The sequence below is a fragment of the Streptomyces sp. NPDC047043 genome (assembly GCF_040644055.1).
In the GTDB taxonomy this organism is placed as follows: Bacteria; Actinomycetota; Actinomycetes; order Streptomycetales; family Streptomycetaceae; genus Streptomyces.
In genome coordinates, this window is the sequence record NZ_JBEYVO010000035.1 from 99,153 (window position 1) to 122,243 (window position 23,091).

The window sequence follows — 23,091 nt, forward strand, 5'->3', positions numbered from 1 at the left end:
TCGATCATTGTTGATCTTGTCGAATTCGGCGAAGTGCTATTCCTGATGCCCTGTGAACGTTTCGGGATGGCTGTGTTTTTGCGGGGCGGGGCACCAAGGGTCGCCTACGCGCGGTAAGTTTCTGGCCATGCCACGTGGACGTCACCGCCATTCCCCGCCCTTGCACAGGCTGCTGCCTCCGTCGGCGATCGCAGGCGTCTCCCTTGTCTGCGCCTTCGGACCCTGGGTGTTCTCGCAGCCGGCCGTGCTCCGTGTCGTCGCCGCGTTCGCCGCGGCGACGGCTGTCGTCGGCGCGGCCGTCATGCGCCGCTGGGACTCGCAGGCAGGCAAACAGGTCGCCGACCTCACGCGCGCGCGTGCGAGCGACGAATGGCGGCACGAGGAGCGGGTCGCCGAGCTCGAGACCGACCTCGAGGAGTCGCGCGAGCTGCGCACCAAGCTCGAGCAGCGGCTGCGGGCCAAGCGCGCCGAGCTGGCGGGGCTGCGCAACGAGCACGCGGCGCTGCTGCGGCGGTACGCGACGGCGGAGACCGAGCGGGCGAGCGCGCTGGAGGGCCGCCGGCTGCTCGAGATAGAGGCCGCGGCTCCCGCTCCCGCGTTGCCGCCGGTGCCGACCGACGAGACGGCGGACGCGGAGGCCGAGGCTGTGGCTGCCTCGGCGGAGGACGCCGCCGAGGGCACCGAGGAGACGCCGGAGGCTCCGGCGGTCTTCTCCCCGGAGGGATCCAAGCTGTTCCTGCGGGCGAATGCGGCGCTGAAGAAGTTCGACGAGGACGGTGACGGTTCTCCGAAGGACGACGGTGACGTGACGAGCGAGGACGGCTCGCAGGACGACGCGGCGCTCACGGACGACGACTCGGCCGAGGACGACGCCGCAGCCAAGGACGACGCGTCGGCCGAGGACGACACCGACCCCAAGGACGACGGTTCCCCGAAGGGTGACGGTCCCTCAAAGCGCGGCTCCAAGAAGGGCGAGCCGGTGAAGGTGAAGGCCGGTTCGGACTCCGCCGCGGCGGCAGCCGCCGCGACCGAGGCCGTCGTCACCGAGCCCGCCGCCGTCGTGACCGGGGCCGCCGCAGACGACGACACGGAGGCCGCGGCGCAGGAGGACGAGGCGCAGGGGCAGCCCGAGGCGGTCGACGGGCATGAGCGCGCGGCCGCCACCACTCCGGTCAGGCCCGCCCCCACGGCCCAGCCCGTGCAGCAGCCCTCCGGGCACTTCGTCGCACCGACCGCGGTGGCCGTCGTACCGGCCGCGCCCGTGCGACGACCGGCAGTCGAGGGCGGATTCGACTTCTTCGGTACGAAGACCGAGCAGTCGGGCACGGCCCTGGACGCCGTGCAGAACGAGGACCTCGCCGACGTCGTCGGCCAGGAGGCGCTCGCCCTCCATAAGGCCGAGACCGAGGCGGAGTTCAAGCCGGCCGACGAGGACTCGCGCGGCGTCGGCCAGGTGATCGACCTGACGGCCCACGACGAGACGGAGCAGATCGACGTGCAGGGGCTGCGCAGCGCGGTGTCCTGAAGCAGCTCGTACCGGATCTCATGGCGCCGTGGGGTGACTGCCCTGCGGCGCCATCCATCTGTCCGGCCGCGCGTCCCTGCGCCCGGTGCGTGACCTCTCCGCCTGCGCCCGCAGCAGCTCCGCGGCCTCCTCGGCGTCCCGCAGCCGAGCCGTGACGGTCTTGTTGGCCCCCGTGTCCACGTGGACGTCGGCGACCCGCCACAGCCGCTCCCAGGGCCCCTGAGCGAGTCGTACGCTCTGCACCTTCGCATGCGGCACGAGCGCCAGGCTCCGGCGCAGCAGTCCGTGCCGGGCCGCGAACACCGTGTCGGTGACGGCGAGTCCGTAGCCGCGCCACCACACCGGCATGCACCGCCCGGCGCGCCGCGGCGGCCGTGACAGCGCCGAAGCCGCCGGGACGGTCACCCCGGGCAGCACGCGCGAGACGACCGACTCGGCGAGCGCGCGCGGAGCGACCGGCACGAGCACGGAGTTGGACGAACCGGCCACGTCCAGCTCCACCCGGACCCAGCCGCGGCGCCGCCACAGCAACGGCTCCACGATCCGCACGGTCTGCACGCGTCCGGGCGGCACCGTCTCGTGCGTGCGGTCGAGCAGCCCGTGGTCGATGCGCAGCCCGTCCGGGGACTCGCCCACTGTCCAGTCGTACTCGCCGACGAACCGGCCCACGCTGCTCGTGGCGGCCGCGCCCAGCAGGGGGACGCCGGTCGCGAGGACCGTCCACACGCTGTGGGTGGCCAGCCACAGCACCGGCGGGACGACGAGTGCGGCGGCCAGGGTGCCCCAGGTGGCGCCCGTCAGCACGAGGGAGATCGCGAGGTCGCGCGCGGGCGTGCGCAGCAGTTCGCGCGCCGGTGCCTCGCCGACTTCGTGCGCCGTCTCGGGCGCGAAACCGGCGGCGCGCGCGAGCAGTTCGGCGCGCAGCGCACGCGCCTCGCGCTCCCCGAGGAAGGCCAGCTCGTCCTTCTTGTCGGTGCCTATGACGTCGAGTTTGAGCTTGGCGACGCCCGCCACGCGCGCGAGGAGCGGCTGCGTGATGTCGATGGCCTGGATGCGTTCGAGCCGGATGTGCGCGGTACGGCGGAACAACAGGCCGGTACGGATGCGCAGTTCGGCGTCGGTCACCGCGAAGTGCGTGAACCACCAGGTGAGGAAGCCGTATAGGGCGGCGGCCGGGACGAGGACCGCGAGCGCGATCAGCAGGGTGGTGGTCGTCAGCTTCGTCAGCTGGCGCTGCGCCTGGTCGGGGTCGTGCACCGCCCACCCGATCAGTACGGCCACCGGCGCCCAGGCCCGCCTGAGGGGCGTCACGGGATGCAGTCGCCGCTCGGTGACGGGCGGCTTCTCGAGTACGGCGTCGTCGACGCCCGGCGCCGTCACAGACCCGCCGATCGGGCCTCGCCGAGCTCGGTGAGCCGGTCGCGCAGCCGTTCCGCCTCGGCCGGGTCGAGGCCCGGGATGGTCGCGTCGGTCGCGGCGGCGGCCGTGTGCAGCTGCACGCTGGCCAGCCCGAAGTGCCGCTCGACCGGCCCGGAGGTCACCTCCACCAGCTGCATCCGCCCGTACGGCACCACGGTCTCCTCGCGCCACAGCACGCCCCTGCTGATCAGCAGGTCGTCGGCGCGCTCGGCGTACCGCCAGGAGCGCCAGTTGCGGCCGAGCAACACCCAGCCCCAGGCCATGAGCGCGAGCGGCAGCAGCGCGAAGGCGGCCCAGCCGGGCCCGGCCAGCAGGCCGAGCAGCAGGCCCAGGGCGAGAGCCAGCAGCCCCAGCCACACCACCAGCAGCAGGCGGCGCATCCGCAGCAGCCCGGGCGGCAGCCCGGTCCACACGGGTCCCGCGGCCTCGTCCCCCGTCGTGCCCGTGCTGTGCGGGCTCCCCGTTTCCATACGGCCAGCGTACGTAGGAGAGACTGTGTGCATGACTCCCACGACGGAGACCATGGTCGGTATCGGCGGCGCCGCGGAGAGCACCGACATGGTGCTCAACATCGGACCGCAGCACCCGTCCACGCACGGCGTACTGCGGCTGCGACTGGTGCTGGACGGCGAGCGCATCGTGCACGCGGAGCCGGTGATCGGGTACATGCACCGCGGCGCGGAGAAGCTCTTCGAGGTGCGCGACTACCGCCAGATCATCATGCTCGCCAACCGCCACGACTGGCTGTCGGCGTTCTCGAACGAGCTGGGCGTGGTCCTCGCCGTGGAGCGCATGCTCGGCATGGAGGTCCCCACGCGCGCGGTGTGGACGCGCACGCTGCTCGCGGAGCTCAACCGGGTGCTCAACCACCTGATGTTCCTGGGCTCGTACCCGCTGGAGCTGGGCGGCATCACCCCGGTCTTCTACGCCTTCCGGGAGCGCGAGGTCCTCCAGAACGTCATGGAGGAGGTCTCCGGCGGCCGTATGCACTACATGTTCAACCGCGTCGGCGGCCTCAAGGAGGACCTGCCGGCCGGCTGGGCCTCACGCGCGCGTGAGGCAGTCGCCGCCGTGCGCTCGCGCATGGACGTCTACGACGACCTGGTGCTCGGCAACGAGATCTTCCGGGGACGCACGCGGGGCGTGGGGGCGCTCGCGCCGCAGACCGTGCACGCGTACGGCGTGAGCGGGCCCATCGCGCGCGCCTCCGGCGTGGACTTCGACCTGCGCCGCGACGAGCCGTATCTCGCGTACGGCGAGCTGCAGGACACCCTGAAGGTCGTCACCCGGCAGGAGGGAGACTGTCTCGCCCGCTTCGAGGTGCTCCTGGAGCAGACCCATGTCGCCCTCGACCTCGCCGACGCCTGCCTCGACCGGCTTGCCGAGCTGCCGCCCGGGCCGATCAACCAGCGGCTCCCGAAGGTCCTGAAGGCGCCCGAGGGGCACACGTACGCGTGGACCGAGAACCCGCTCGGCATCAACGGCTACTACCTCGTCAGCAAGGGCGAGAAGACCCCGTACCGACTGAAGCTGCGCTCGGCCTCGTACAACAACATCCAGGCGCTCGTGGAGCTGCTGCCGGGGACGCTGGTGGCGGACATGGTGGCGATCCTGGGGTCGCTGTTCTTCGTGGTCGGGGACATCGACAAGTAGGGGCGGGCAAGCAACGGGTCAGTCGACCGGCACGTCCGGCAGTACGTCCGGAATTCCAACTGACTGCAGCAGCCAGCCGAAGTCGCCGAGGCCGCCCGGAGCGGTGAGTTCGGCGGCTTCGCCGGCGCTTGCGAGGGCCCGTACGTAGGCGGCGGGTTCGGTGGACGCGAGGGCGAGCGGGGGGCGTGCGCCTGTGATGCCCAGGGCGCGCAACGCATCGCGCTGCCGCAACAGGCGTGCGCCGGAGAGCGTGTGTGCTTCCGCGCGCGCCGCGCACGCGTCCAGCGCGACGTGCGCCGTGATGTCGCACGACCCGTCCGGCACGGGCGCCGCCTCCCGCCCCGCGCGGAAGCCGGTGAGCGTCCCGAACGGGGGGCGCGCATCCAGGCCGTGCGCGTAGTCGACGGCGACCGCGAGGCCCTGGCCGACGCTCGCGACCGCGTCCGCCCACGCCTCTTCCCTGGGCAGCCCGATCTCCGCTCGCAGCCCTTCCGCGCCGCCCAGCGGCCACCACCGCGAAAGCCACTCCGCCTCGGCATCGCCGACCGGGCCCCCGAGCCGCTCGGTCCCGTCCTGTCGTACGAGCACCTTGCGAGGTACGCCCGCGGAGTCCACCTCGGCGACGTCCACCGGGACGTTGTCCAGCCACTCGTTGGCGAACAGCAGCCCGGTGACTTTCTGCGGAGGCTCGGGCAGCCACTCGATCCGGTCGTCCAGGCCTTCGGGGCGGTCGGCGATCTCGACGGCACACGCGCGCGTGCGGGCGGCCACGTCCGCCGGCAGCGCGGCCAGCACACCGCCGACGAGTTCGCCCCGCCCCGCCGCCATGTCGACGAAGTCGAGCCGAGCGGGCCGGCCCAGGGCCTCGTCGACCCGGCCCAGCAACCCCGCCACGGCCCCGGCGAACAGCGACGACGCGTGCACGGACGTACGGAAGTGCCCGGCCGGGCCCTCGGGCCTGCGATAGAAGCCGCCGGGCCCGTACAGGGCGTCCTCCGTGGCCGCCCGCCAACCGCGCCACTCGTCCGTTGCGTCGTCCGTCACCGGGCCAGGCTAAGCGTGCAGGAGAACGAAGCCTCCACCTTGCGGAGTATGCGCGCCGGATGCGGATCGGTCCTCCGGTTGACCCCTGCACGCATCCGGCTTCCCTACGCTGGGTTACGTGCAGCGCCTCTATGACTTCCTCCGCAGACACCCGACAGGGGTCGACACCTTCTGGGCCGTCTTCCTGTTCGGGATCTCGCTGCTGAGCGGAACCGCCAGTTCGGCGGTCCGGGGCACCGACTCCCCGGCGCTGATCGTTCCGATCACGTTTCTGCTGTGCCTGGTGATCGCGCTGCGTCGGCGCATGCCGGAGAAGATGCTGCTGCTGTCGATCGGGCTCGGTCTGACGCAGCTGGTGCTGAACGTCCAGACGATGGCCGCGGACTTCGCGATGCTGGTGATCGTCTACACGGTGGCCGCGACGGGCGCCCGATGGGCCTCCCGGCTCGCCCTGGCCGTGGGGCTGGGTGCGGCGCCGCTGGCGCAGATGCGCTGGCCGCTGGACGGGAGCGCGCTGGGCAATGCCGCGAAGGCGGTCTTCCTGACGGTGCCGTTCGCGCTCGCCTGGGTGCTCGGCGACTCCATCCGCACCCGCCGCGCCTACTTCGCGCAGCTGGAGGAGCGCGCGGCCCGCCTGGAGAAGGAGCGCGAGGCGCAGGCCAAGGTCGCGGTGGCCGCCGAGCGCGCCCGGATCGCGCGCGAGCTGCACGACGTCGTCGCGCACAACGTGTCGGTGATGGTGGTGCAGGCCGACGGCGCCGCCTACGTCCTGGACGCCGCCCCCGACCAGGCCAAGAAGGCCCTGGAGACCATCTCCTCCACCGGCCGCCAGGCCCTCGCCGAGATGCGCCGCCTGCTCGGCGTACTGCGCACCGGTGAGCACCAGGAGGTCGGCGAGTACGTCCCGCAGCCCGACGTCGAGCAGATCGACGAGCTGATCGAGCAGTGCCGCACCTCGGGCCTGCCCGTCGACTTCAAGGTCGAGGGCACCCCGCGCCCGCTGCCCAGCGGCGTCGAGCTCACCGCGTACCGCATCGTGCAGGAGGCGCTGACGAACACGCGCAAGCACGGCGGGCCCAACGCGGGCGCGAGCGTGCGGCTGGTCTACTTCGACGACGGTCTCGGCCTGCTCGTCGAGGACGACGGCAAGGGCGCCCCGCACGAGCTCTACGAGGAGGGCGGCGCCGACGGCCAGGGGCACGGTCTGATCGGGATGCGCGAGCGGGTCGGTATGGTCGGCGGCACGCTGGACGCCGGGCCGCGGCCGGGCGGAGGATTCCGCATCAGTGCCCTGCTGCCGCTCAAACCGGCGCACTGACGCCGACGCACGCCCCGTATTGACACCTGTAACGGCCTTGTAGACGGAGACGGAAGAGGACCCCGATGACGATCCGCGTGATGCTCGTCGACGACCAGGTGCTGCTGCGCACCGGGTTCCGGATGGTGCTCGCCGCGCAGCCGGACATGGAGGTCGTCGCGGAGGCGGGGGACGGCGTCGAGGCTCTGCAGGTGCTGCGCGCCACGGCCGTCGACGTGGTGCTGATGGATGTGCGTATGCCCAAGCTGGACGGCGTCGAGACCACCCGCCGCATCTGCCAGGAGGCGAACCCGCCGAAGGTGCTGATCCTGACCACCTTCGACCTCGACGAGTACGCCTTCTCCGGGCTGAAGGCGGGCGCCTCCGGCTTCATGCTCAAGGACGTGCCGCCCGGTGAACTTCTCGCCGCCATCCGCTCCGTGCACAGCGGCGACGCGGTGGTGGCCCCGTCGACCACGCGCCGCCTGCTGGACCGGTTCGCGCCGATGCTGCCGAGCGCCGGAAAGGAGCCCCAGCACAAGGAGCTGGAGCGGCTCACCGACCGCGAGCGCGAGGTCATGGTCCTGGTCGCACAAGGCCTGTCGAACGGCGAGATCGCGGCTCGGCTCGTGCTGTCCGAGGCGACGGTGAAGACCCATGTCGGCCGCATCCTCACCAAGTTGGGGCTGCGTGACCGGGTGCAGGTGGTGGTCCTGGCGTACGAGACCGGGCTGGTGCGCGCGGGCGGGCACGGCTGACCCATCGGGCCGATCCACGGGGGCGTGACCCTCGCGTAACCGGTGCCCACTAGGGTCTGCGCATGCTCCTGTGGATCAACGGCCCTTTCGGGGGCGGCAAGACACAGACCGCGCACGAGATCCAGCGGCGACTGAGGGGCAGCGTCATCTGCGACCCCGAGCACGCCGGATTCGGTCTGCGCCGGATGCTTCCGCCCGAACTGCGCGGAAACTTCCAGGACTTGACCTCGTGGCGGCAGGGCGTGGTCGAGGTGCTCGACCACGCCCTCACCAAGCACGACGGAGTCGTGATCGCACCCATGACGGTCACCGACTCCGGCTACTTCGAGGAGACCGTGGGGCGGCTGCGCGAACTCGGCCACGACGTACGGCACTTCACTCTCCTCGCCCAGCGCGAGACCGTCCTGAGACGGCTGCGCGAGCGCGGCTTCGGACACCTCCTGCAGTACGTCGCCGGAAAGAACGCCGGTCTGGGGCGCGAGACTTGGGCCGTGCAGCAGCTCGACCACTGCCTGGAGCGGCTGCAGGAACCGGAGTTCGCCGAGCACCTGTGGACGGACCACTCGACGGTGCCGAAGACGGCGGACCGCATCGCCGTACTGGCCGGGCTGACGCTGCGGCCGAACAACGAGGGCGCGCTGCGGACGCGGCTCAGGCAGGCGCGGGTGGGCATCCGGCACATCCGGTTCGACTGAGCCGAGCATCCGGGCCGGCGCTCAGCGCAGGATGCCCTCCAGGAAGTCGCTGCCCAGCCGGGCCACGACGGCTATGTCCAGCTGGTGCTGGACGTACCGGCCGCGGCGCCGCGTGGTGATCAGGCCCGCCTTCTTCAGTACGCCCAGGTGCCGGGATATCTCCGGCGCCGTCACGCCGTGCGCCTGCGCCAGCTCGCTCGTGGTGTGGGCGCTGCGGGCCAGATAGCGGCAGATCCGCATCCGTACGGGGTGGGACAGGGCGGTCATCCGCAGGGTGAGCTGCTCGACGGAGGGCGGGGCCGCGAGCTCCGGGGAGCCGACCGGGTAGTGCAGCACCGGCTGCCAGCCGGGCCGGTAGAGGACGGCCAGGTGGGGCCAGCCGAGACTGGTCGGTACGAGGAAGAAGCTGCCGTCCCGCGTGGAGGTACGGCCCACGCTCAGCTTGTCGACCGTGATCTCGGCGGCCGCCTCGTCGAGCGTGATCGCCGGGGACGCGGCGGCCAGCGCCTCGGCCAGGCCCTTGCGGCGCATGAGGTCGGTCTTGTGGCGGGCGTCCGCCGTGAGCTGATGGCACAGCCGGGACCAGGTCTCCGCGAAGAACGCCTCGTCGCAGTCCTGGAGGAACTGCCGCAGCCAGGCCCGGATCTTGGGCGGGTCGGTCAGCAGCAGCTCGGTGAACCGCTCCTGGCGCGGTCCCCGCGCGGCGGCCAGCTCCAGGGAGAGCCGGCGCAGCTCGGCGTCGACGAGCGGGCCGGGCCCGACGCCGTAGGGCAGCGCGCAGCTGAACTCCAGCGCGGCGTCCACGAACTGCTCGTCCGTCAGCTTGTCCAGCAGGTCCAGCTCCTCGGCGAGCGTGGCCCCCGGGAGGGCGGCGCCGCCCGGGATGCCCGCGTACGGCAGGAACAGGTCCGAGAACGTCGAGCGCCACAGGAAGTCCGCCTCGCACATCCGGTCGGCCAGATGCGGGTCCAGCCGGGCCGTCACGCCCGTCACCCAGCCCTGCAGTCCCGGATGGTGCCCCGGCTCGGACAGCGCGTGCAGCGCCATGCCGAGCTCGGCCAGGGGCGAGGGGACGACGGCGACCCTCTCCGGCCGCAGCCCCGCGATGTCGATGTGCACGCTCATGACCTCATGGTGCACCCCGCCACTGACAACGCCGCCGTCGATTGACGGCCGCCGTCAATCGACGCGACGTCCACCGTCACGGCGACGCAGCCTGGGACCACCGGGGCAGCCGCGGAGCCCATCCCCAGGTACGGGAAGCGTCCCGAGAAGGCGATCAGCCATGAGCATCACGCAGCAGTACCTCCTCGACATCTACCGCGCCCAGCGGCTCGGCGAGCCCGCCCCGCCCGCGCCGGGCGCCCACGACTGGCAGGTCGTGCGCGAGTGGGGCGACCACCGGCAGTTCCGTGCCGTGATCGCCGGGCGCCCGGCCCACGGGCGGATACGGCGGACCCTGGGCCGGTGGCTGCATCTGCGGCCGCGTTCTACCTGCTGACCGCTCCCGCCCTGCCGGCCTCCTCGGTGAGGCGGGAGACGAACTCCGCGACCGCTGCCTTGACGTCGTCGACGGTCCACTCCAGGCCGGCGGCACCGACCGTGACCTCGGTGAGGGCCAGGCCCGGCCCGCCGCGCTCCCAGTAGCCGGTGAACAGATACGTGCCCGTCTCCTCCGCCTGCCGCACCGCCGCCTCGACCAGTACGTCCGGGTCGTACGGCAGCCAGACCTGGAACTGGTGGGTGTGCGGTTCCTCGGGGTGCACGCGAGCCCAGGCCACGCCGGTCCCGGCGAACCCCTCCCGCAGCGCGGCCGCCACCACGCGCGCGTGGCGGACGTACTCCGGCAGCCTGGGCAGCTCCCGCTGCAGACCGGCCAGCGCCGACAGCGCCGTGGGGAACTGCTGGAAGGCCATCCCGCCGTATCGGTGGCGCCAGGTCTTCGCCTCCGCCACGAGCGTCTTCGGGCCGGCGAGGGCCGCGCCGGCGAAGCCTTCGAGGGACTTGTAGAACGACACATAGACGCTGTCCGCCAAGTCCGCGATCTCGTCCAGGGGGCGGCCGAAGTGGACGGTCGTCTCCCACAGGCGTGCGCCGTCGAAGTGCACCACTGCGTCGCGCTCGCGTGCCGCCGCCACGACCTCGGTGAGCTCCTCCCAGGTGGGCAGGACGAATCCGGCGTCCCTGAGGGGCAGTTCCAGCATCAGCGCGCCGTAAGGCTCATCGAACTCGCGCACCTCCTCGGCGGTGGGCAGCCGGGGCTCGCTGGTCAGGCGTACCGTACGCAAGCCGCTGACCTGGGTGAAGGCGTGCCGTTCGTGGACCTCGGGGTGAGCCAGGGGGTGCAGGGCGACCGTCGGGTTGCCGGTGCGGGCCGCCCAGCAGCGCAGGGCGACCTGCTGAGCCATCGTGCCTGTGGGGAAGAACGCGGCGGCCTCCTTGCCGAGCAGCGCCGCCACCCGTTCCTCCAGGGCCGCCACTACGCCGTTCCCGTAGATGTCCGCGGGCTCGTCCACGTCGTACACCTCGGGCGCCGCCTGCGCCAGCGACGCGAGCCGCTCCCGGATCGTGAGGCCGAGTCCGCCGCGCCACAGTACCCGCCGCGCAGCCCGCACGGCGGCCCGGCGCCGCTCGCGCAACTGCTCCTCCGCCGACCGCTCTTCAACCTGCTCCGCCTCATCGCTCATGGCCGGGATCATGCCTGGCGCGGGTCCGCGCGAGCACCCGGATTTCCACAGGCTTTCCGTACGCCGACGACGGGGGCCCTCGGCGTGCAATTACCCACAGCCTGTGGACAACCGAACGGCTCTCGAACCGATCGCGTTAACATGACGAGAAATCGTCCGGTACCCGGAGCGGACTGGAACGGGAAGGCCGCCGTCGAGTGAGTACAAGCCAACAGCCAGACCCCAGGGACCGCCCCGCGCGGCTCACCGTAGGCGTTGTCGGCGCCGGTCGTGTGGGCCCCGCGCTGGCCGCGTCCCTGCAGCTCGCCGGGCACCGTCCGGTGGCCGTCTCCGGGGTCTCCGACGCCTCCCGGAGGCGTGCCGCGCAGATGCTCCCGGACGTACCCCTGGTCACGCCCGCCGAGGTGCTCGAGCGCGCCGACCTGGTCCTGCTGACCGTCCCGGACGATGCCCTGCCCGGCCTGGTGGAGGGCCTCGCCGAGACCGGGGCCGTGCGGCCGGGGCAGCTGCTCGTGCACACCTCCGGGCGCTACGGCGCCAGGGTCCTGGACCCCGCCCTGCGCGCGGGCGCACTGCCGCTGGCTCTGCACCCGGCGATGACCTTCACGGGCACCCCCGTGGACGTCCAGCGCCTCGCGGGCTGTTCCTTCGGGGTCACCGCGCCCGAGGAGCTGCGGCTGGCCGCCGAAGCGCTGGTCATCGAGATGGGCGGCGAGCCGGAGTGGATCGCCGAGGAGAGGCGCCCGCTCTACCACGCGGCGCTCGCGCTGGGCGCCAACCACCTGGTGACACTGGTCGCGCAGTCCATGGAGCTGTTGCGCGAGGCCGGCGTCGAGGCGCCCGACCGGATGCTCGGCCCGCTGCTCGGCGCGGCGCTCGACAATGCCCTGCGTTCCGGCGACGCGGCCCTCACCGGCCCCGTCGCGCGCGGGGACGCGGGCACGGTCGCCGCGCACGTGGCGGAGCTGCGCAGGCACGCGCCGCAGACCGTCGCGGGCTATCTCGCGATGGCCCGTGCCACTGCCGACCGGGCGCTCGCCCACGGGCTGCTGAAGCCGGAGCTCGCCGAGGACCTCCTCGGGGTACTCGCCGACGGGACCAACGGCGCCGAGGGAGACGCCCGATGACCACCGCCTTGCTGCGCACCGCCGACGAACTGCACGCACGCACGCGTGTCGGGCGCCGCGCCGTGGTGATGACCATGGGCGCTCTGCACGAGGGCCACGCCACGCTGATCCGCACCGCGCGTGAGATCGCCGGACCGGACGGCGAGGTCGTCGTCACCGTCTTCGTGAACCCCCTGCAGTTCGGCAAGGGCGAGGACCTCGACCGCTACCCGCGCACCCTGGACGCGGACATCAAGATCGCCGAACAGTCCGGCGCGGACGCCGTGTTCGCGCCTTCCACCGACGAGGTCTACCCGGGCGGCGAACCCCAGGTCCGCATCAGCGCCGGCCCCATGGGGGAGCGCCTGGAGGGCGCCTCGCGCCCCGGCCACTTCGACGGCATGCTCACCGTCGTCGCCAAGCTCCTGCACCTGACGCGCCCCGACATCGCGCTCTACGGCCAGAAGGACGCCCAGCAGCTCGCGCTGATCCGCCGCATGGTGCGGGACCTGAACTTCGGGGTGGAGATCGTCGGAGTGCCCACCGTGCGCGAGGAGGACGGCCTGGCGCTCTCCAGCCGCAACCGCTACCTCTCGCCCGAGGAGCGGCGCACGGCGCTCTCCCTCTCGCACGCGCTGTTCGCAGGCCGCGACCGGCACGCCGCCCAGGAGGCGCTGCGCGCAAGGGCGCGCGAAGTGCCCGCCACGCACGCGCGTGCCGAAGCGCTCAGCGCCATAGGGGAGTCCCGTGCGGCCGCCGACGCGCACGCCGTCGCAAAGGCACTCCCGGGTGCCCCGTCGGCCGTCCGCGCCGCCGCCCGGCTGGTCCTGGACGAGGCCGCGCGCCTGTCGCCGCCGCTGGAGCTGGACTACCTCGCGCTCGTCGACCCGTCCGACTTCAGCGAGATCGAGGACGACTTCACCGGCGGGGCCGTCCTCGCCGTCGCCGCCCGGGTGGGGACGACCCGGCTGATCGACAACCTTCCTCTCACCTTCGGAGCCGCCTCGTGACCAGCACAGGCATACGACTGCACGCACCCGCCCCCGGGTGGTCCATCGCCGCGGACGTGGTGGTCGTGGGCTCCGGCGTCGCCGGCCTGACCGCGGCGCTGCGCTGCGAGGCCGCCGGCCTGAAGACGGTCGTCGTCACCAAGGCCCGCCTCGACGACGGCTCCACCCGCTGGGCGCAGGGCGGCATCGCCGCGGCCCTCGGCGAGGGCGACACGCCCGAACAGCACCTGGACGACACCCTGGTGGCGGGCGCAGGCCTGTGCGACGAGGACGCCGTACGGATCCTCGTCACCGAGGGGCCCGACGCCGTACGCCGCCTCATCGCGACCGGCGCCCACTTCGACGAGTCCGAAGAGGGCGACCTGGACCTCACCCGCGAGGGCGGCCACCACCGCCGCCGCATCGCGCACGCCGGCGGAGACGCGACCGGAGCGGAGATCTCCCGGGCGCTGGTCGAGGCGGCACGCGCGCGTGGGGTGCGCACGATCGAGAACGCGCTCGTGCTGGACCTGCTGACGGACGCCGACGGCCGTACGGCAGGTGTCTCGCTGCACGTCATGGGCGAGGGCCAGCACGACGGCGTGGGTGCCGTGCACGCCCCCGCGGTGGTCCTCGCCACCGGCGGCATGGGCCAGGTCTTCTCGGCGACCACCAACCCGTCGGTGTCGACGGGCGACGGCGTGGCGCTCGCCCTGCGCGCGGGCGCGGAGGTCTCCGACCTCGAGTTCGTGCAGTTCCACCCGACCGTGCTGTTCCTCGGCCCGGACGCGGAGGGCCAGCAGCCCCTGGTCTCCGAGGCCGTACGCGGCGAGGGCGCCCACCTGGTCGACGCCGACGGCGTGCGCTTCATGGTCGGACAGCACGAACTGGCCGAGCTCGCGCCCCGGGACATCGTCGCCAAGGGCATCATGCGCCGCATGCAGGAGCAGGACGCCGAGCACATGTTCCTCGACGCCCGGCACTTCGGCGCCGACATGTGGGAGCACCGCTTCCCGACGATCCTCGCCGCCTGCCGCGCCCACGGCATCGACCCGGTCACCGAGCCCATCCCGATAGCACCGGCCGCCCACTACGCCTCCGGAGGCGTGCGCACGGACTCCCAGGGCCGTACGACCGTCCCCGGCCTGTACGCGTGCGGCGAGGTCGCCTGCACGGGCGTGCACGGCGCGAACCGGCTCGCCTCCAACTCCCTCCTGGAGGGCCTGGTCTACGCCGAGCGCATCGTCGCCGACATCGCGGCGACCCACGCGGCGAACGGCCTCCACGCGCGCGTGCCCGAACCGGTCGAGCACCCCGAGACGCCGGCCCACCCGCTGCTCGCCCCCGAGGCCCGTTTCGCGATCCAGCGGATCATGACCGACGGCGCGGGCGTCCTGCGCTCGGCGGACTCCCTGGAGAAGGCCGCAGAACAGCTCCAGCAGCTGCACACCGACGCCCGCGACGCCCTCGCCGAGAACGGCAAGACCTCCGAGCCCGGCGTCGACACCTGGGAGGCCACCAACCTTCTGTGCGTGGCCCGCGTCCTGGTCGCCGCCGCCCGCCTGCGCGAGGAGACCCGCGGCTGCCACTGGCGCGAGGACCACGCCGAGCGCGACGACACGACCTGGCGCCGCCACATCGTCGTACGGCTGAATCCCGACCGGACGCTCGCCGTACACACCACCGATACCGCAGACTTCCCCCCGACCCGGCAGCCCCTCCAGGAGCAGTGACAGAAGTGAGCACCCCCGACCTCCCCCTCGCGTCGAACGGCGGCTGCGGCGACGGCTGTGCGTGCGGCGCCGACGCCGACGCCGAATACCTGGAGTGCGGGCTCGACCCCGCGCTCGCACAACTCCTGGCCGACGCGGGACTCGACCCCGTGGAGGTCGAGGACATCGCCAATGTCGCCATCCAGGAGGACCTCGACCACGGGTTGGACGTGACCACTGTCGCGACCATCCCCGAAGAGGCCGTCGCCACCGCCGACTTCACTGCGCGCGAGGCGGGCGTCGTGGCCGGCCTCAGGGTCGCCGAAGCGGTGATCTCGGTGGTCTGCGAGGACGAGTTCGAGGTCGAGCGGCACGTCGAGGACGGCGAGCGGGTGGCGGCCGGGCAGAAGCTCCTGTCGGTCACCACGCGCACCCGTGACCTGCTCACCGCCGAACGCAGCGCCCTCAACCTCCTGTGCCGCCTGTCCGGCATCGCGACCGCCACGCGCGCGTGGGCGGACGTTCTCGAGGGCACGAAGGCACGCGTGCGTGACACCCGCAAGACGACGCCGGGGCTGCGCTCGCTGGAGAAGTACGCGGTGCGCTGCGGCGGCGGCGTCAACCACCGCATGTCGCTGTCGGACGCGGCGCTCGTCAAGGACAACCACGTCGTCGCCGCCGGCGGTGTCGCCCAGGCCTTCAAGGCCGTACGGGAGGCCTTCCCGGAGGTGCCGATCGAGGTCGAGGTCGACACCCTGCACCAGCTGCGCGAGGTCGTGGACGCCGGCGCCGACCTGATCCTCCTGGACAACTTCACACCCGGCGAGTGCGAGGAGGCGGTGGCCCTCGTGCACGGCCGCGCCGCCCTGGAGGCCTCGGGCCGGCTCACCCTGGAGAACGCGAAGGCGTACGCGGACACCGGCGTGGACTACCTCGCCGTGGGCGCCCTCACGCATTCCTCGCCGATCCTGGACATCGGTCTCGACCTGCGAGCGGCGGAGTAGGTACGAGCCATGCTGCTGACGATCGACGTAGGGAACACGCACACCGTCCTGGGCCTGTTCGACGGGGACGACATCGTCGAGCACTGGCGCATCTCGACCGACGCGCGCCGCACCGCGGACGAGCTCGCCGTGCTGCTGCAGGGCCTCATGGGCATGCACCCGCTCCTCGGTGACGAACTGGGCGACGGCATCGACGGCATCGCCATCTGCGCGACCGTCCCCTCCGTGCTGCACGAGCTGCGCGAGGTGACCCGGCGCTACTACGGCGACGTGCCCGCGGTCCTCGTGGAGCCAGGCGTGAAGACCGGTGTGCCGATCCTGACCGACAACCCCAAGGAGGTCGGCGCCGACCGCATCATCAACGCGGTCGCGGCCGTCGAGCTGTACGGGGGACCGGCGATCGTCGTGGACTTCGGTACGGCGACTACGTTCGACGCGGTCTCCGCGCGCGGGGAGTACGTCGGCGGCGTCATCGCCCCCGGCATCGAGATCTCCGTCGAGGCCCTCGGCGTCCGGGGCGCACAGCTGCGCAAGATCGAGGTGGCCCGGCCCCGGAGCGTGATCGGCAAGAACACGGTCGAGGCGATGCAGTCCGGGATCATCTACGGCTTCGCCGGACAGGTCGACGGGGTCGTCGGCAGGATGGCGCGGGAGCTGGCGGAGGACCCGGACGACGTGACGGTCATCGCGACCGGCGGACTGGCGCCGATGGTCCTGGGGGAGTCGTCGGTGATCGACGAGCACGAGCCGTGGCTGACGCTGGTCGGGCTGCGGCTGGTGTACGAGCGGAACGTGTCGCGGATGTGAGACCGGGCCCCGCGGCCCAACCGGGTGGCTCGGCCGCGCCACACCCGCCCCCTATGTCGAGTTTGTCTGATTAGCGCGTATCGTCGCCGCATGCCCACGCCATACGGATCCCGCGGCGGCATGGCGTTCGGCGCGGAGGAGCTGCGTGTGCTCCGCCGCGCTCTCGCCCTCGCCCTTCAGTCAAGCCCCGGCTCGGCCCAGGACGTCCAGGACTGCCTACGCCTCGCCGAGTCCCTCGACGAGGCGATGGGCGAGGGTGCCCGGCTGCGGGCGTTCCTGGTGGCCGACCTCGCCCGTTATCGCGCCGCCCTGCCCGGCACCGCGGCGGGCTATCTCACGCTCCTCGGGGAGGTGCTGGGTGCAGGGTGCCGCCCGGACCCGGACGATCTCGCCGCGCTGAGGGCCCTGAGCGGCAACCCGGCCGCGGCCGCCCTGCTGGCCCGCTGCCAGGTGCTCGCGGAGCAGGACGTACGCGCCCGTCTCGCGCGCGGAACGGGCCGCCCGGCCGCCCCGACCGTCCCCGCCTGCCGCACCCGCCTCACGGCCCTCCCCGGCGGCCTCACGGGCGGCCTGAGCGGCACCGGCTCGGCCCCCACGGGGGAGGCGGACCGGGATCCCGCCAAGAAGCCCGAGAAGAAGCCCGCGGAGAAGCCGGCGGCCCCGAAGCCCGCTCCCGCCCCGGCCGCCCCGAAGCCGAGCCGCCCCATCCCCACTCCCGGCGAGGTCTTCCCGCGCCGCAAGCCGACCCCGCCGGCCGGCGCGAACCTGCCCCAGCAGCTCGCCGCGGGCTGAGACGGCCCGAACCGCGCGAACCTCCCCAACCCCGCCCCGTCCACCCGTTCGCCCCGTGGCTACCCTGGACGCATGGACTACGTCTCCGCGCTCGTGCCCCCGGTCGTCATGGCCGTGTTCTTCATCGGCGTGATCAGGGTGATCGTGAAGACCCAGGGCGGGGCCAACAAGGCCAAGGAGGACGCGGTCGTCGACGCCGCCATCGCGCGCGTAGAAGGCGCCCGGCAGGGCTCCGCGAAGACCGACGGCTGACCCTCCCGCCGGGGCCGTTCCCCATGGGGGCCGCAGCGGCGGACGACTCCCGCGCATGATCGCGCTTTTCGAGTCGTGTGCCCTTTTTGTTCATGTTTGTCACTGAAGTGCCCGTCCGGCACGCCAATGGGGAGTTCTCCCACTATTGTGCTGAGCTGTGCCTCGCCCATTGGGAGAACTCGAAGACGCGGTCATGACGCGGGTGTGGAAGTGGAACCGCCCGGTGACCGTTCGAGAAGTCCTGGAAGATCTTCAGCAGGAACGGTCCATCGCGTACACCACGGTGATGACCGTTTTGGACAATCTCCATCAGAAGGGCTGGGTACGCCGCGAGGCCGAAGGCCGGGCCTATCGATATGAGGCGGTCTCCACCAGGGCCGCCTACGCGGCGGCTCTCATGAACGACGCCTGGTCGCAGAGTGACAACCCCGCAGCTGCTCTCGTCGCGTTCTTCGGGATGATGAGCGACGAACAGCGACAGGCCCTGCGGGACGCCGTACGCATCGTCCAAGGCCCGGAAACATCCGAAGCGGCCCCGGATACCGGTGGCGATACCGCGGGTGAGAACCCCGGGTCGGCACAGGAGGACGGCGGGCGATAGCGTCCGCTCATGTCAGCAGAGAGTCCCGAAGGCCCCGAAGGCCCCGAAGTCAGCGCTAAAGCCATCACCGTCCGGCGGGCCCGTACCAGCGATGTCCCGGCTGTGCGCCGACTCCTTGACACGTACGTCCGTGGCCGCATCCTGCTCGACAAAGCGACGGTGACGCTTTACGAGGACATCCAGGAGTTCTGGGTCGCCGAACGGGACGACAACGCCGAGGTCGTCGGCTGCGGCGCCCTGCATGTGATGTGGGAAGACCTGGCGGAAGTCCGCACTCTCGCAGTGAAGCCCGGCCTGAAGGGAGCCGGCGTCGGGCATCAGTTGCTGGAGAAGTTGCTGCACACCGCGCGCTGGCTCGGTGTTCGCCGAGTTTTCTGTCTGACCTTCGAAGTGGACTTCTTCGGCAAGCACGGCTTCGTCGAGATCGGTGAGACACCCGTTGACACCGATGTCTACGCGGAGCTACTGCGTTCCTATGACGAGGGTGTGGCAGAGTTCCTCGGTCTCGAACGGGTGAAACCGAACACCTTGGGCAACAGCCGGATGCTTCTGCATCTGTGATCGCCGATCATCGCGGCGTATTCCGCCGCCCCTGCCCCGGTTCCCTATGTCCGAAACGCGCATGTTTCCGGACTGGGGCGGGCTGTCGGCCCCACTCTGTGCTCCGCTGTGGGTCTCTCCGAAGGGTTTGTGTTTTTCCCGGAAAAGCGGTTTGCTTTCCGACGTACTGCAGTACTGCATATAACAGGGGACGGCGAAACGGCGGACGCCGCAGGCCCCCGGTCCCTCAAGTTATGGATGAAAGGAAATCCGGTGGCACAGAAGGTTCAGGTCCTTCTTGTCGATGACATCGACGGCGGCGAGGCGGACGAGACCGTCACGTTCGCGTTGGACGGCAAGACGTACGAGATCGATCTCACGACCGCCAATGCGGACAAGCTCCGCGGCCTTCTCGAGCCTTACGTGAAGGGCGGTCGTCGCACCGGAGGCCGTGCTTCGGGTGGGCGTGGAAAGGCGCGAGCCGCTTCCGGTGGTAGCCAGGACACCGCGCAGATCCGCGCGTGGGCCAAGGAGAACGGTTACGAGGTCAACGACCGAGGCCGCGTTCCGGCGTCCATTCGCGAGGCCTATGAGAAGGCCAACGCCTGATCACTGGTCCACGAGAAGGCCTATGCCTGATCAATGGCTTATGGGAAGGCGGGCGGACGGGCGCATGCGCGCCGCAGCCGCAACCGATGGCACTGCGTTGCCATCGTGTCCACGAGTCGTACGAGATCGGGGGCGCCCCCACCGCCCCCCAGGGCCGACAGTGTCGGCAGCGAGGCGTCGACCTCGCACCCCGGCTCGGGGGGCCGCAGCCATACGGCGGCCCCCTGTGCGGCGCCCGGCTCCGTCCCGGGGAGCAGCGGCGCGTCCATGACGCAGCCCTCGCCGAGTGCCGTCAGATCCAGGGCCAGCGCGCCCCACTCCAGCCAGTCCAGGAGTCCCGGCAGATCCTCCGCGCCGCCCGCGGCCACCAGCAGCCGCATCCGGTCGCCCTGCACGGCCACCGGGGAGTCCGGCGCGAGGTGGCGCAGTCCCGCCCGGCCCGCCTCGGCCGGCACGTCCAGGACGTCGAAGCGCTCGCCCACCCGCAGCCGCACCGGAGAACCGGGGACTTCCGCGTGCGCGGGCACTGTCGCCCAGCCCAGTTCGTTCTCGTACCACCGGCGGACCTGATCGCTCGTATCGAGCGGCCGGCGGGGGAGCGGGACCGAGGGGAGGGTGCCAACCATGCCAAGTGCAACCGCCCGGAAGGCCTGCGAGTTACGCTGGGTGTTCTCGCGTATGCGCAGAGTGCTGGAAGAGGGGGCGTGCGGGGGTGCGGAGCGGCGCAAGGTTGTTCGCCCATAGCGGAGGGAACGGGCGCGCGCGGCATGGACTGTCAGTGCCGGCGGGTAAGACATCCCTAGTGGGAGGGGGCGACACGCAGGGCAGGGCGTCTCACGTTCGCCATCGGCGTACTGATGGTGAGGGTAACCACCTGGCCTGCGGGAACATCGTCTCGCACCATCGGGTTGGAGCAGATGTCGGCGTTCGGGGTCAGGAGGCCATCGACGGTGTCGGCAGTTGGAATGAGCGGTCCCCGCTTGCGGGACTAAGCTGCGGAAGGACAGGGAGGGGAAGTTCCCCCCACTGCCTGACCGCTCTGAGGAGCGATTAACGATGTTCGAGAGGTTCACCGACCGCGCGCGGCGGGTTGTCGTCCTGGCTCAGGAAGAAGCCCGGATGCTCAACCACAACTACATCGGCACCGAGCACATCCTCCTGGGCCTGATCCACGAGGGTGAGGGTGTCGCCGCCAAGGCCCTTGAGAGCCTCGGGATTTCGCTCGAGGCGGTCCGCCAGCAGGTGGAGGAGATCATCGGCCAGGGCCAGCAGGCCCCGTCCGGGCACATCCCCTTCACCCCCCGTGCCAAGAAGGTCCTGGAGCTGTCGCTCCGCGAGGCCCTTCAGCTGGGCCACAACTACATCGGCACGGAGCACATCCTGCTCGGCCTGATCCGTGAGGGCGAGGGCGTCGCCGCCCAGGTCCTGGTCAAGCTGGGCGCAGATCTCAACCGGGTGCGGCAGCAGGTCATCCAGCTGCTCTCCGGTTACCAGGGCAAGGAGACCGCCGGCGCCAGCGGCGGGCCTGCCGAGGGCACCCCCTCGACGTCCCTGGTCCTCGACCAGTTCGGCCGGAACCTCACCCAGGCCGCTCGTGAGTCCAAGCTCGACCCGGTCATCGGGCGCGAGAAGGAGATCGAGCGGGTCATGCAGGTGCTGTCCCGCCGTACCAAGAACAACCCGGTGCTGATCGGTGAGCCCGGCGTCGGCAAGACCGCCGTCGTCGAGGGCCTCGCCCAGGCCATCGTCAAGGGCGAGGTGCCCGAGACCCTCAAGGACAAGCACCTCTACACCCTGGACCTCGGCGCGCTGGTTGCCGGCTCCCGCTACCGCGGTGACTTCGAGGAGCGCCTGAAGAAGGTCCTCAAGGAGATCCGCACCCGCGGCGACATCATCCTGTTCATCGACGAGCTGCACACGCTGGTCGGTGCGGGTGCCGCCGAGGGCGCCATCGACGCCGCTTCCATCCTGAAGCCGATGCTGGCCCGTGGTGAGCTGCAGACCATCGGTGCGACCACGCTGGACGAGTACCGCAAGCACCTGGAGAAGGACGCGGCCCTCGAGCGCCGCTTCCAGCCCATCCAGGTCGCCGAGCCGTCCCTGCCGCACACGATCGAGATCCTCAAGGGTCTGCGCGACCGGTACGAGGCCCACCACCGCGTCTCCATCACGGACGAGGCGCTGGTCCAGGCCGCCACCCTGGCCGACCGGTACATCTCGGACCGCTTCCTGCCGGACAAGGCGATCGACCTGATCGACGAGGCCGGTTCCCGGATGCGCATCCGCCGGATGACCGCGCCGCCGGACCTGCGCGAGTTCGACGAGAAGATCGCCGGCGTCCGCCGCGACAAGGAGTCCGCGATCGACTCGCAGGACTTCGAGAAGGCCGCCTCCCTCCGCGACAAGGAGAAGCAGCTCCTGGCCGCCAAGGCCAAGCGGGAGAAGGAGTGGAAGGCCGGCGACATGGACGTCGTCGCCGAGGTCGACGGCGAGCTGATCGCCGAGGTCCTCGCGACCGCCACCGGCATCCCGGTCTTCAAGCTGACCGAGGAGGAGTCGAGCCGCCTGCTGCGCATGGAGGACGAGCTCCACAAGCGGGTCATCGGCCAGGTCGACGCCGTCAAGGCGCTGTCGAAGGCGATCCGTCGTACGCGCGCGGGCCTCAAGGACCCGAAGCGTCCCGGTGGTTCGTTCATCTTCGCCGGCCCGTCCGGTGTCGGTAAGACCGAACTCTCCAAGGCGCTCGCCGAGTTCCTCTTCGGTGACGAGGACGCGCTGATCTCCCTCGACATGTCGGAGTTCAGCGAGAAGCACACGGTCTCGCGTCTGTTCGGTTCGCCCCCCGGCTACGTGGGCTACGAAGAGGGCGGCCAGCTGACCGAGAAGGTCCGCCGCAAGCCGTTCTCGGTGGTCCTCTTCGACGAGGTCGAAAAGGCTCACCCGGACATCTTCAACAGCCTTCTGCAGATCCTGGAGGACGGTCGCCTGACCGACTCCCAGGGCCGGGTCGTGGACTTCAAGAACACGGTCATCATCATGACGACCAACCTCGGCACCCGGGACATCTCCAAGGGCTTCAACCTCGGCTTCGCCGCCGCGGGTGACACCAAGTCCAACTACGAGCGCATGAAGAACAAGGTCTCGGACGAGCTCAAGCAGCACTTCCGCCCCGAGTTCCTCAACCGCGTGGACGACGTGGTCGTCTTCCCGCAGCTGACGCAGTCGGACATCCTCGCCATCGTCGACCTGATGGTCGGCAAGGTGGACGAGCGCCTGAAGGACCGGGACATGGGCATCGAGCTCTCCCAGTCCGCCAAGGAGCTGCTGTCCAAGAAGGGTTACGACCCGGTGCTGGGTGCGCGTCCGCTGCGTCGCACCATCCAGCGCGAGATCGAGGACACGCTGTCGGAGAAGATCCTCTTCGGCGAGCTGCGCCCCGGTCACATCGTGGTCGTGGACACCGAGGGCGAGGGCGAGACCCAGACCTTCACCTTCCGCGGCGAGGAGAAGTCGGCCCTGCCCGACGTCCCGCCGATCGAGCAGGCGGCCGGCGGCGCCGGTCCGAACCTGAGCAAGGAGGCGTAAGCCTCGAGCCCGAAGG

23 protein-coding genes are annotated in these 23,091 nt (G+C 71.4%); 17 read left to right on the top strand and 6 right to left on the bottom strand.

The window, feature by feature from the left end; genetic code table 11:
- Positions 1-127: 127 nt before the first annotated feature.
- Positions 128-1,525 (top strand): hypothetical protein, encoded by a 1,398-nt coding sequence (locus ABZ880_RS42690; RefSeq protein WP_361275177.1) that lies wholly within the window; start codon positions 128-130, stop codon positions 1,523-1,525.
- Positions 1,526-1,543: 18 nt separating this feature from the next.
- On the opposite strand, the gene ABZ880_RS42695 is transcribed toward ABZ880_RS42690, so the two are convergent.
- Both ABZ880_RS42695 and ABZ880_RS42700 read right to left on the bottom strand, forming a co-directional pair.
- Positions 1,544-2,905: a PH domain-containing protein gene (locus ABZ880_RS42695; RefSeq protein WP_361275180.1), complete on the bottom strand. Its 1,362-nt coding sequence runs from the start codon at positions 2,903-2,905 to the stop codon at positions 1,544-1,546.
- Positions 2,902-3,414, bottom strand: a complete 513-nt coding sequence (locus ABZ880_RS42700; protein WP_361275183.1) for a PH domain-containing protein — start codon at positions 3,412-3,414, stop codon at positions 2,902-2,904. The genes ABZ880_RS42695 and ABZ880_RS42700 overlap by 4 nt, the downstream gene beginning before the upstream one ends.
- A 31-nt stretch (positions 3,415-3,445) precedes the next feature.
- Between ABZ880_RS42700 and ABZ880_RS42705 the strand changes: the two genes are divergently transcribed.
- On the top strand, positions 3,446-4,597 hold the full coding sequence (locus tag ABZ880_RS42705) for an NADH-quinone oxidoreductase subunit D (RefSeq protein WP_361275185.1): 1,152 nt from the start codon (positions 3,446-3,448) through the stop codon (positions 4,595-4,597).
- 18 nt (positions 4,598-4,615) lie between these two features.
- Here the strand turns inward: ABZ880_RS42705 and ABZ880_RS42710 are convergent, their stop codons facing one another.
- Positions 4,616-5,641 carry an SAM-dependent methyltransferase gene (locus ABZ880_RS42710; protein ID WP_361275188.1) on the bottom strand — a complete coding sequence of 342 codons (1,026 nt, stop codon included), beginning with the start codon at positions 5,639-5,641 and terminating at the stop codon, positions 4,616-4,618.
- A 118-nt stretch (positions 5,642-5,759) separates the two neighbouring features.
- Between ABZ880_RS42710 and ABZ880_RS42715 the strand changes: the two genes are divergently transcribed.
- The 3 genes from ABZ880_RS42715 to ABZ880_RS42725 all read left to right on the top strand — a co-directional run bounded on the left by ABZ880_RS42715 (position 5,760) and on the right by ABZ880_RS42725 (position 8,391).
- On the top strand, positions 5,760-6,959 hold the full coding sequence (locus tag ABZ880_RS42715; RefSeq protein ID WP_361275191.1) for a sensor histidine kinase: 1,200 nt from the start codon (positions 5,760-5,762) through the stop codon (positions 6,957-6,959).
- 65 nt (positions 6,960-7,024) lie between these two features.
- The gene (locus ABZ880_RS42720) at positions 7,025-7,696 is read left to right on the top strand and encodes a response regulator transcription factor (RefSeq protein ID WP_361275194.1); all 672 of its coding nucleotides are present in this window, start codon (positions 7,025-7,027) and stop codon (positions 7,694-7,696) included.
- A gap of 62 nt (positions 7,697-7,758) precedes the next feature.
- Entirely contained in the window at positions 7,759-8,391 is a 633-nt protein-coding gene (locus ABZ880_RS42725) for an AAA family ATPase (RefSeq protein ID WP_361275197.1), read from the top strand.
- Between the two features lie 21 nt (positions 8,392-8,412).
- Here ABZ880_RS42725 and ABZ880_RS42730 read toward each other — a convergent pair whose 3' ends face one another.
- Entirely contained in the window at positions 8,413-9,516 is a 1,104-nt protein-coding gene (locus tag ABZ880_RS42730) for a DUF5937 family protein (protein WP_361275200.1), read from the bottom strand.
- Between the two features lie 160 nt (positions 9,517-9,676).
- Here ABZ880_RS42730 and ABZ880_RS42735 point away from each other — a divergent pair, with 160 nt between their 5' ends.
- Positions 9,677-9,892, top strand: a complete 216-nt coding sequence (locus ABZ880_RS42735) for a hypothetical protein (RefSeq protein WP_361275203.1) — start codon at positions 9,677-9,679, stop codon at positions 9,890-9,892.
- Here ABZ880_RS42735 and ABZ880_RS42740 read toward each other — a convergent pair.
- Positions 9,882-11,078, bottom strand: a complete 1,197-nt coding sequence (locus ABZ880_RS42740) for a beta-eliminating lyase-related protein (protein ID WP_361275206.1) — start codon at positions 11,076-11,078, stop codon at positions 9,882-9,884. The two genes, ABZ880_RS42735 and ABZ880_RS42740, sit on opposite strands and share 11 nt — an antisense overlap.
- A gap of 197 nt (positions 11,079-11,275) precedes the next feature.
- On the opposite strand from ABZ880_RS42740, the gene ABZ880_RS42745 reads away from it, so the two are divergent.
- The 10 genes from ABZ880_RS42745 (at position 11,276) to ABZ880_RS42790 (ending at position 19,490) form a co-directional block, all read left to right on the top strand.
- Positions 11,276-12,205, top strand: a complete 930-nt coding sequence (locus ABZ880_RS42745; protein WP_361275208.1) for a DUF2520 domain-containing protein — start codon at positions 11,276-11,278, stop codon at positions 12,203-12,205.
- A complete protein-coding gene (gene panC, locus ABZ880_RS42750; RefSeq protein WP_361275211.1) occupies positions 12,202-13,194 on the top strand; it encodes a pantoate--beta-alanine ligase in 993 nt (330 codons plus the stop codon). The genes ABZ880_RS42745 and panC overlap by 4 nt, the downstream gene beginning before the upstream one ends.
- Complete coding sequence (locus ABZ880_RS42755; protein ID WP_361275213.1) at positions 13,191-14,906, top strand: L-aspartate oxidase; 1,716 nt, start codon at positions 13,191-13,193, stop codon at positions 14,904-14,906. Before panC ends, ABZ880_RS42755 begins: the two co-directional genes overlap by 4 nt.
- Positions 14,907-14,911: 5 nt before the next feature.
- Positions 14,912-15,889 carry a carboxylating nicotinate-nucleotide diphosphorylase gene (gene nadC / locus ABZ880_RS42760; protein WP_361275215.1) on the top strand — a complete coding sequence of 326 codons (978 nt, stop codon included), beginning with the start codon at positions 14,912-14,914 and terminating at the stop codon, positions 15,887-15,889.
- Positions 15,890-15,898: 9 nt separating this feature from the next.
- Positions 15,899-16,696 (top strand): type III pantothenate kinase, encoded by a 798-nt coding sequence (locus ABZ880_RS42765; protein WP_361275217.1) that lies wholly within the window; start codon positions 15,899-15,901, stop codon positions 16,694-16,696.
- 120 nt (positions 16,697-16,816) lie between these two features.
- Positions 16,817-17,488, top strand: coding sequence for a hypothetical protein (locus tag ABZ880_RS42770; RefSeq protein WP_361275256.1), 672 nt, complete (start codon positions 16,817-16,819; stop codon positions 17,486-17,488).
- 72 nt (positions 17,489-17,560) lie between these two features.
- Positions 17,561-17,740: a hypothetical protein gene (locus ABZ880_RS42775; protein WP_361275220.1), complete on the top strand. Its 180-nt coding sequence runs from the start codon at positions 17,561-17,563 to the stop codon at positions 17,738-17,740.
- Positions 17,741-17,909: 169 nt separating this feature from the next.
- Positions 17,910-18,341 (top strand): BlaI/MecI/CopY family transcriptional regulator, encoded by a 432-nt coding sequence (locus ABZ880_RS42780; protein WP_361275222.1) that lies wholly within the window; start codon positions 17,910-17,912, stop codon positions 18,339-18,341.
- A gap of 9 nt (positions 18,342-18,350) precedes the next feature.
- Positions 18,351-18,902 carry an amino-acid N-acetyltransferase gene (locus tag ABZ880_RS42785; RefSeq protein ID WP_361275225.1) on the top strand — a complete coding sequence of 184 codons (552 nt, stop codon included), beginning with the start codon at positions 18,351-18,353 and terminating at the stop codon, positions 18,900-18,902.
- Between the two features lie 252 nt (positions 18,903-19,154).
- Positions 19,155-19,490, top strand: a complete 336-nt coding sequence (locus tag ABZ880_RS42790; RefSeq protein ID WP_030942666.1) for an Lsr2 family protein — start codon at positions 19,155-19,157, stop codon at positions 19,488-19,490.
- A 38-nt stretch (positions 19,491-19,528) separates the two neighbouring features.
- Here ABZ880_RS42790 and ABZ880_RS42795 read toward each other — a convergent pair whose 3' ends face one another.
- Entirely contained in the window at positions 19,529-20,116 is a 588-nt protein-coding gene (locus ABZ880_RS42795) for an SCO3374 family protein (protein ID WP_361275228.1), read from the bottom strand.
- Positions 20,117-20,546: 430 nt separating this feature from the next.
- On the opposite strand from ABZ880_RS42795, the gene ABZ880_RS42800 reads away from it, so the two are divergent.
- Positions 20,547-23,075, top strand: a complete 2,529-nt coding sequence (locus tag ABZ880_RS42800) for an ATP-dependent Clp protease ATP-binding subunit (protein ID WP_361275231.1) — start codon at positions 20,547-20,549, stop codon at positions 23,073-23,075.
- The last annotated feature ends 16 nt before the right edge of the window (positions 23,076-23,091 follow it).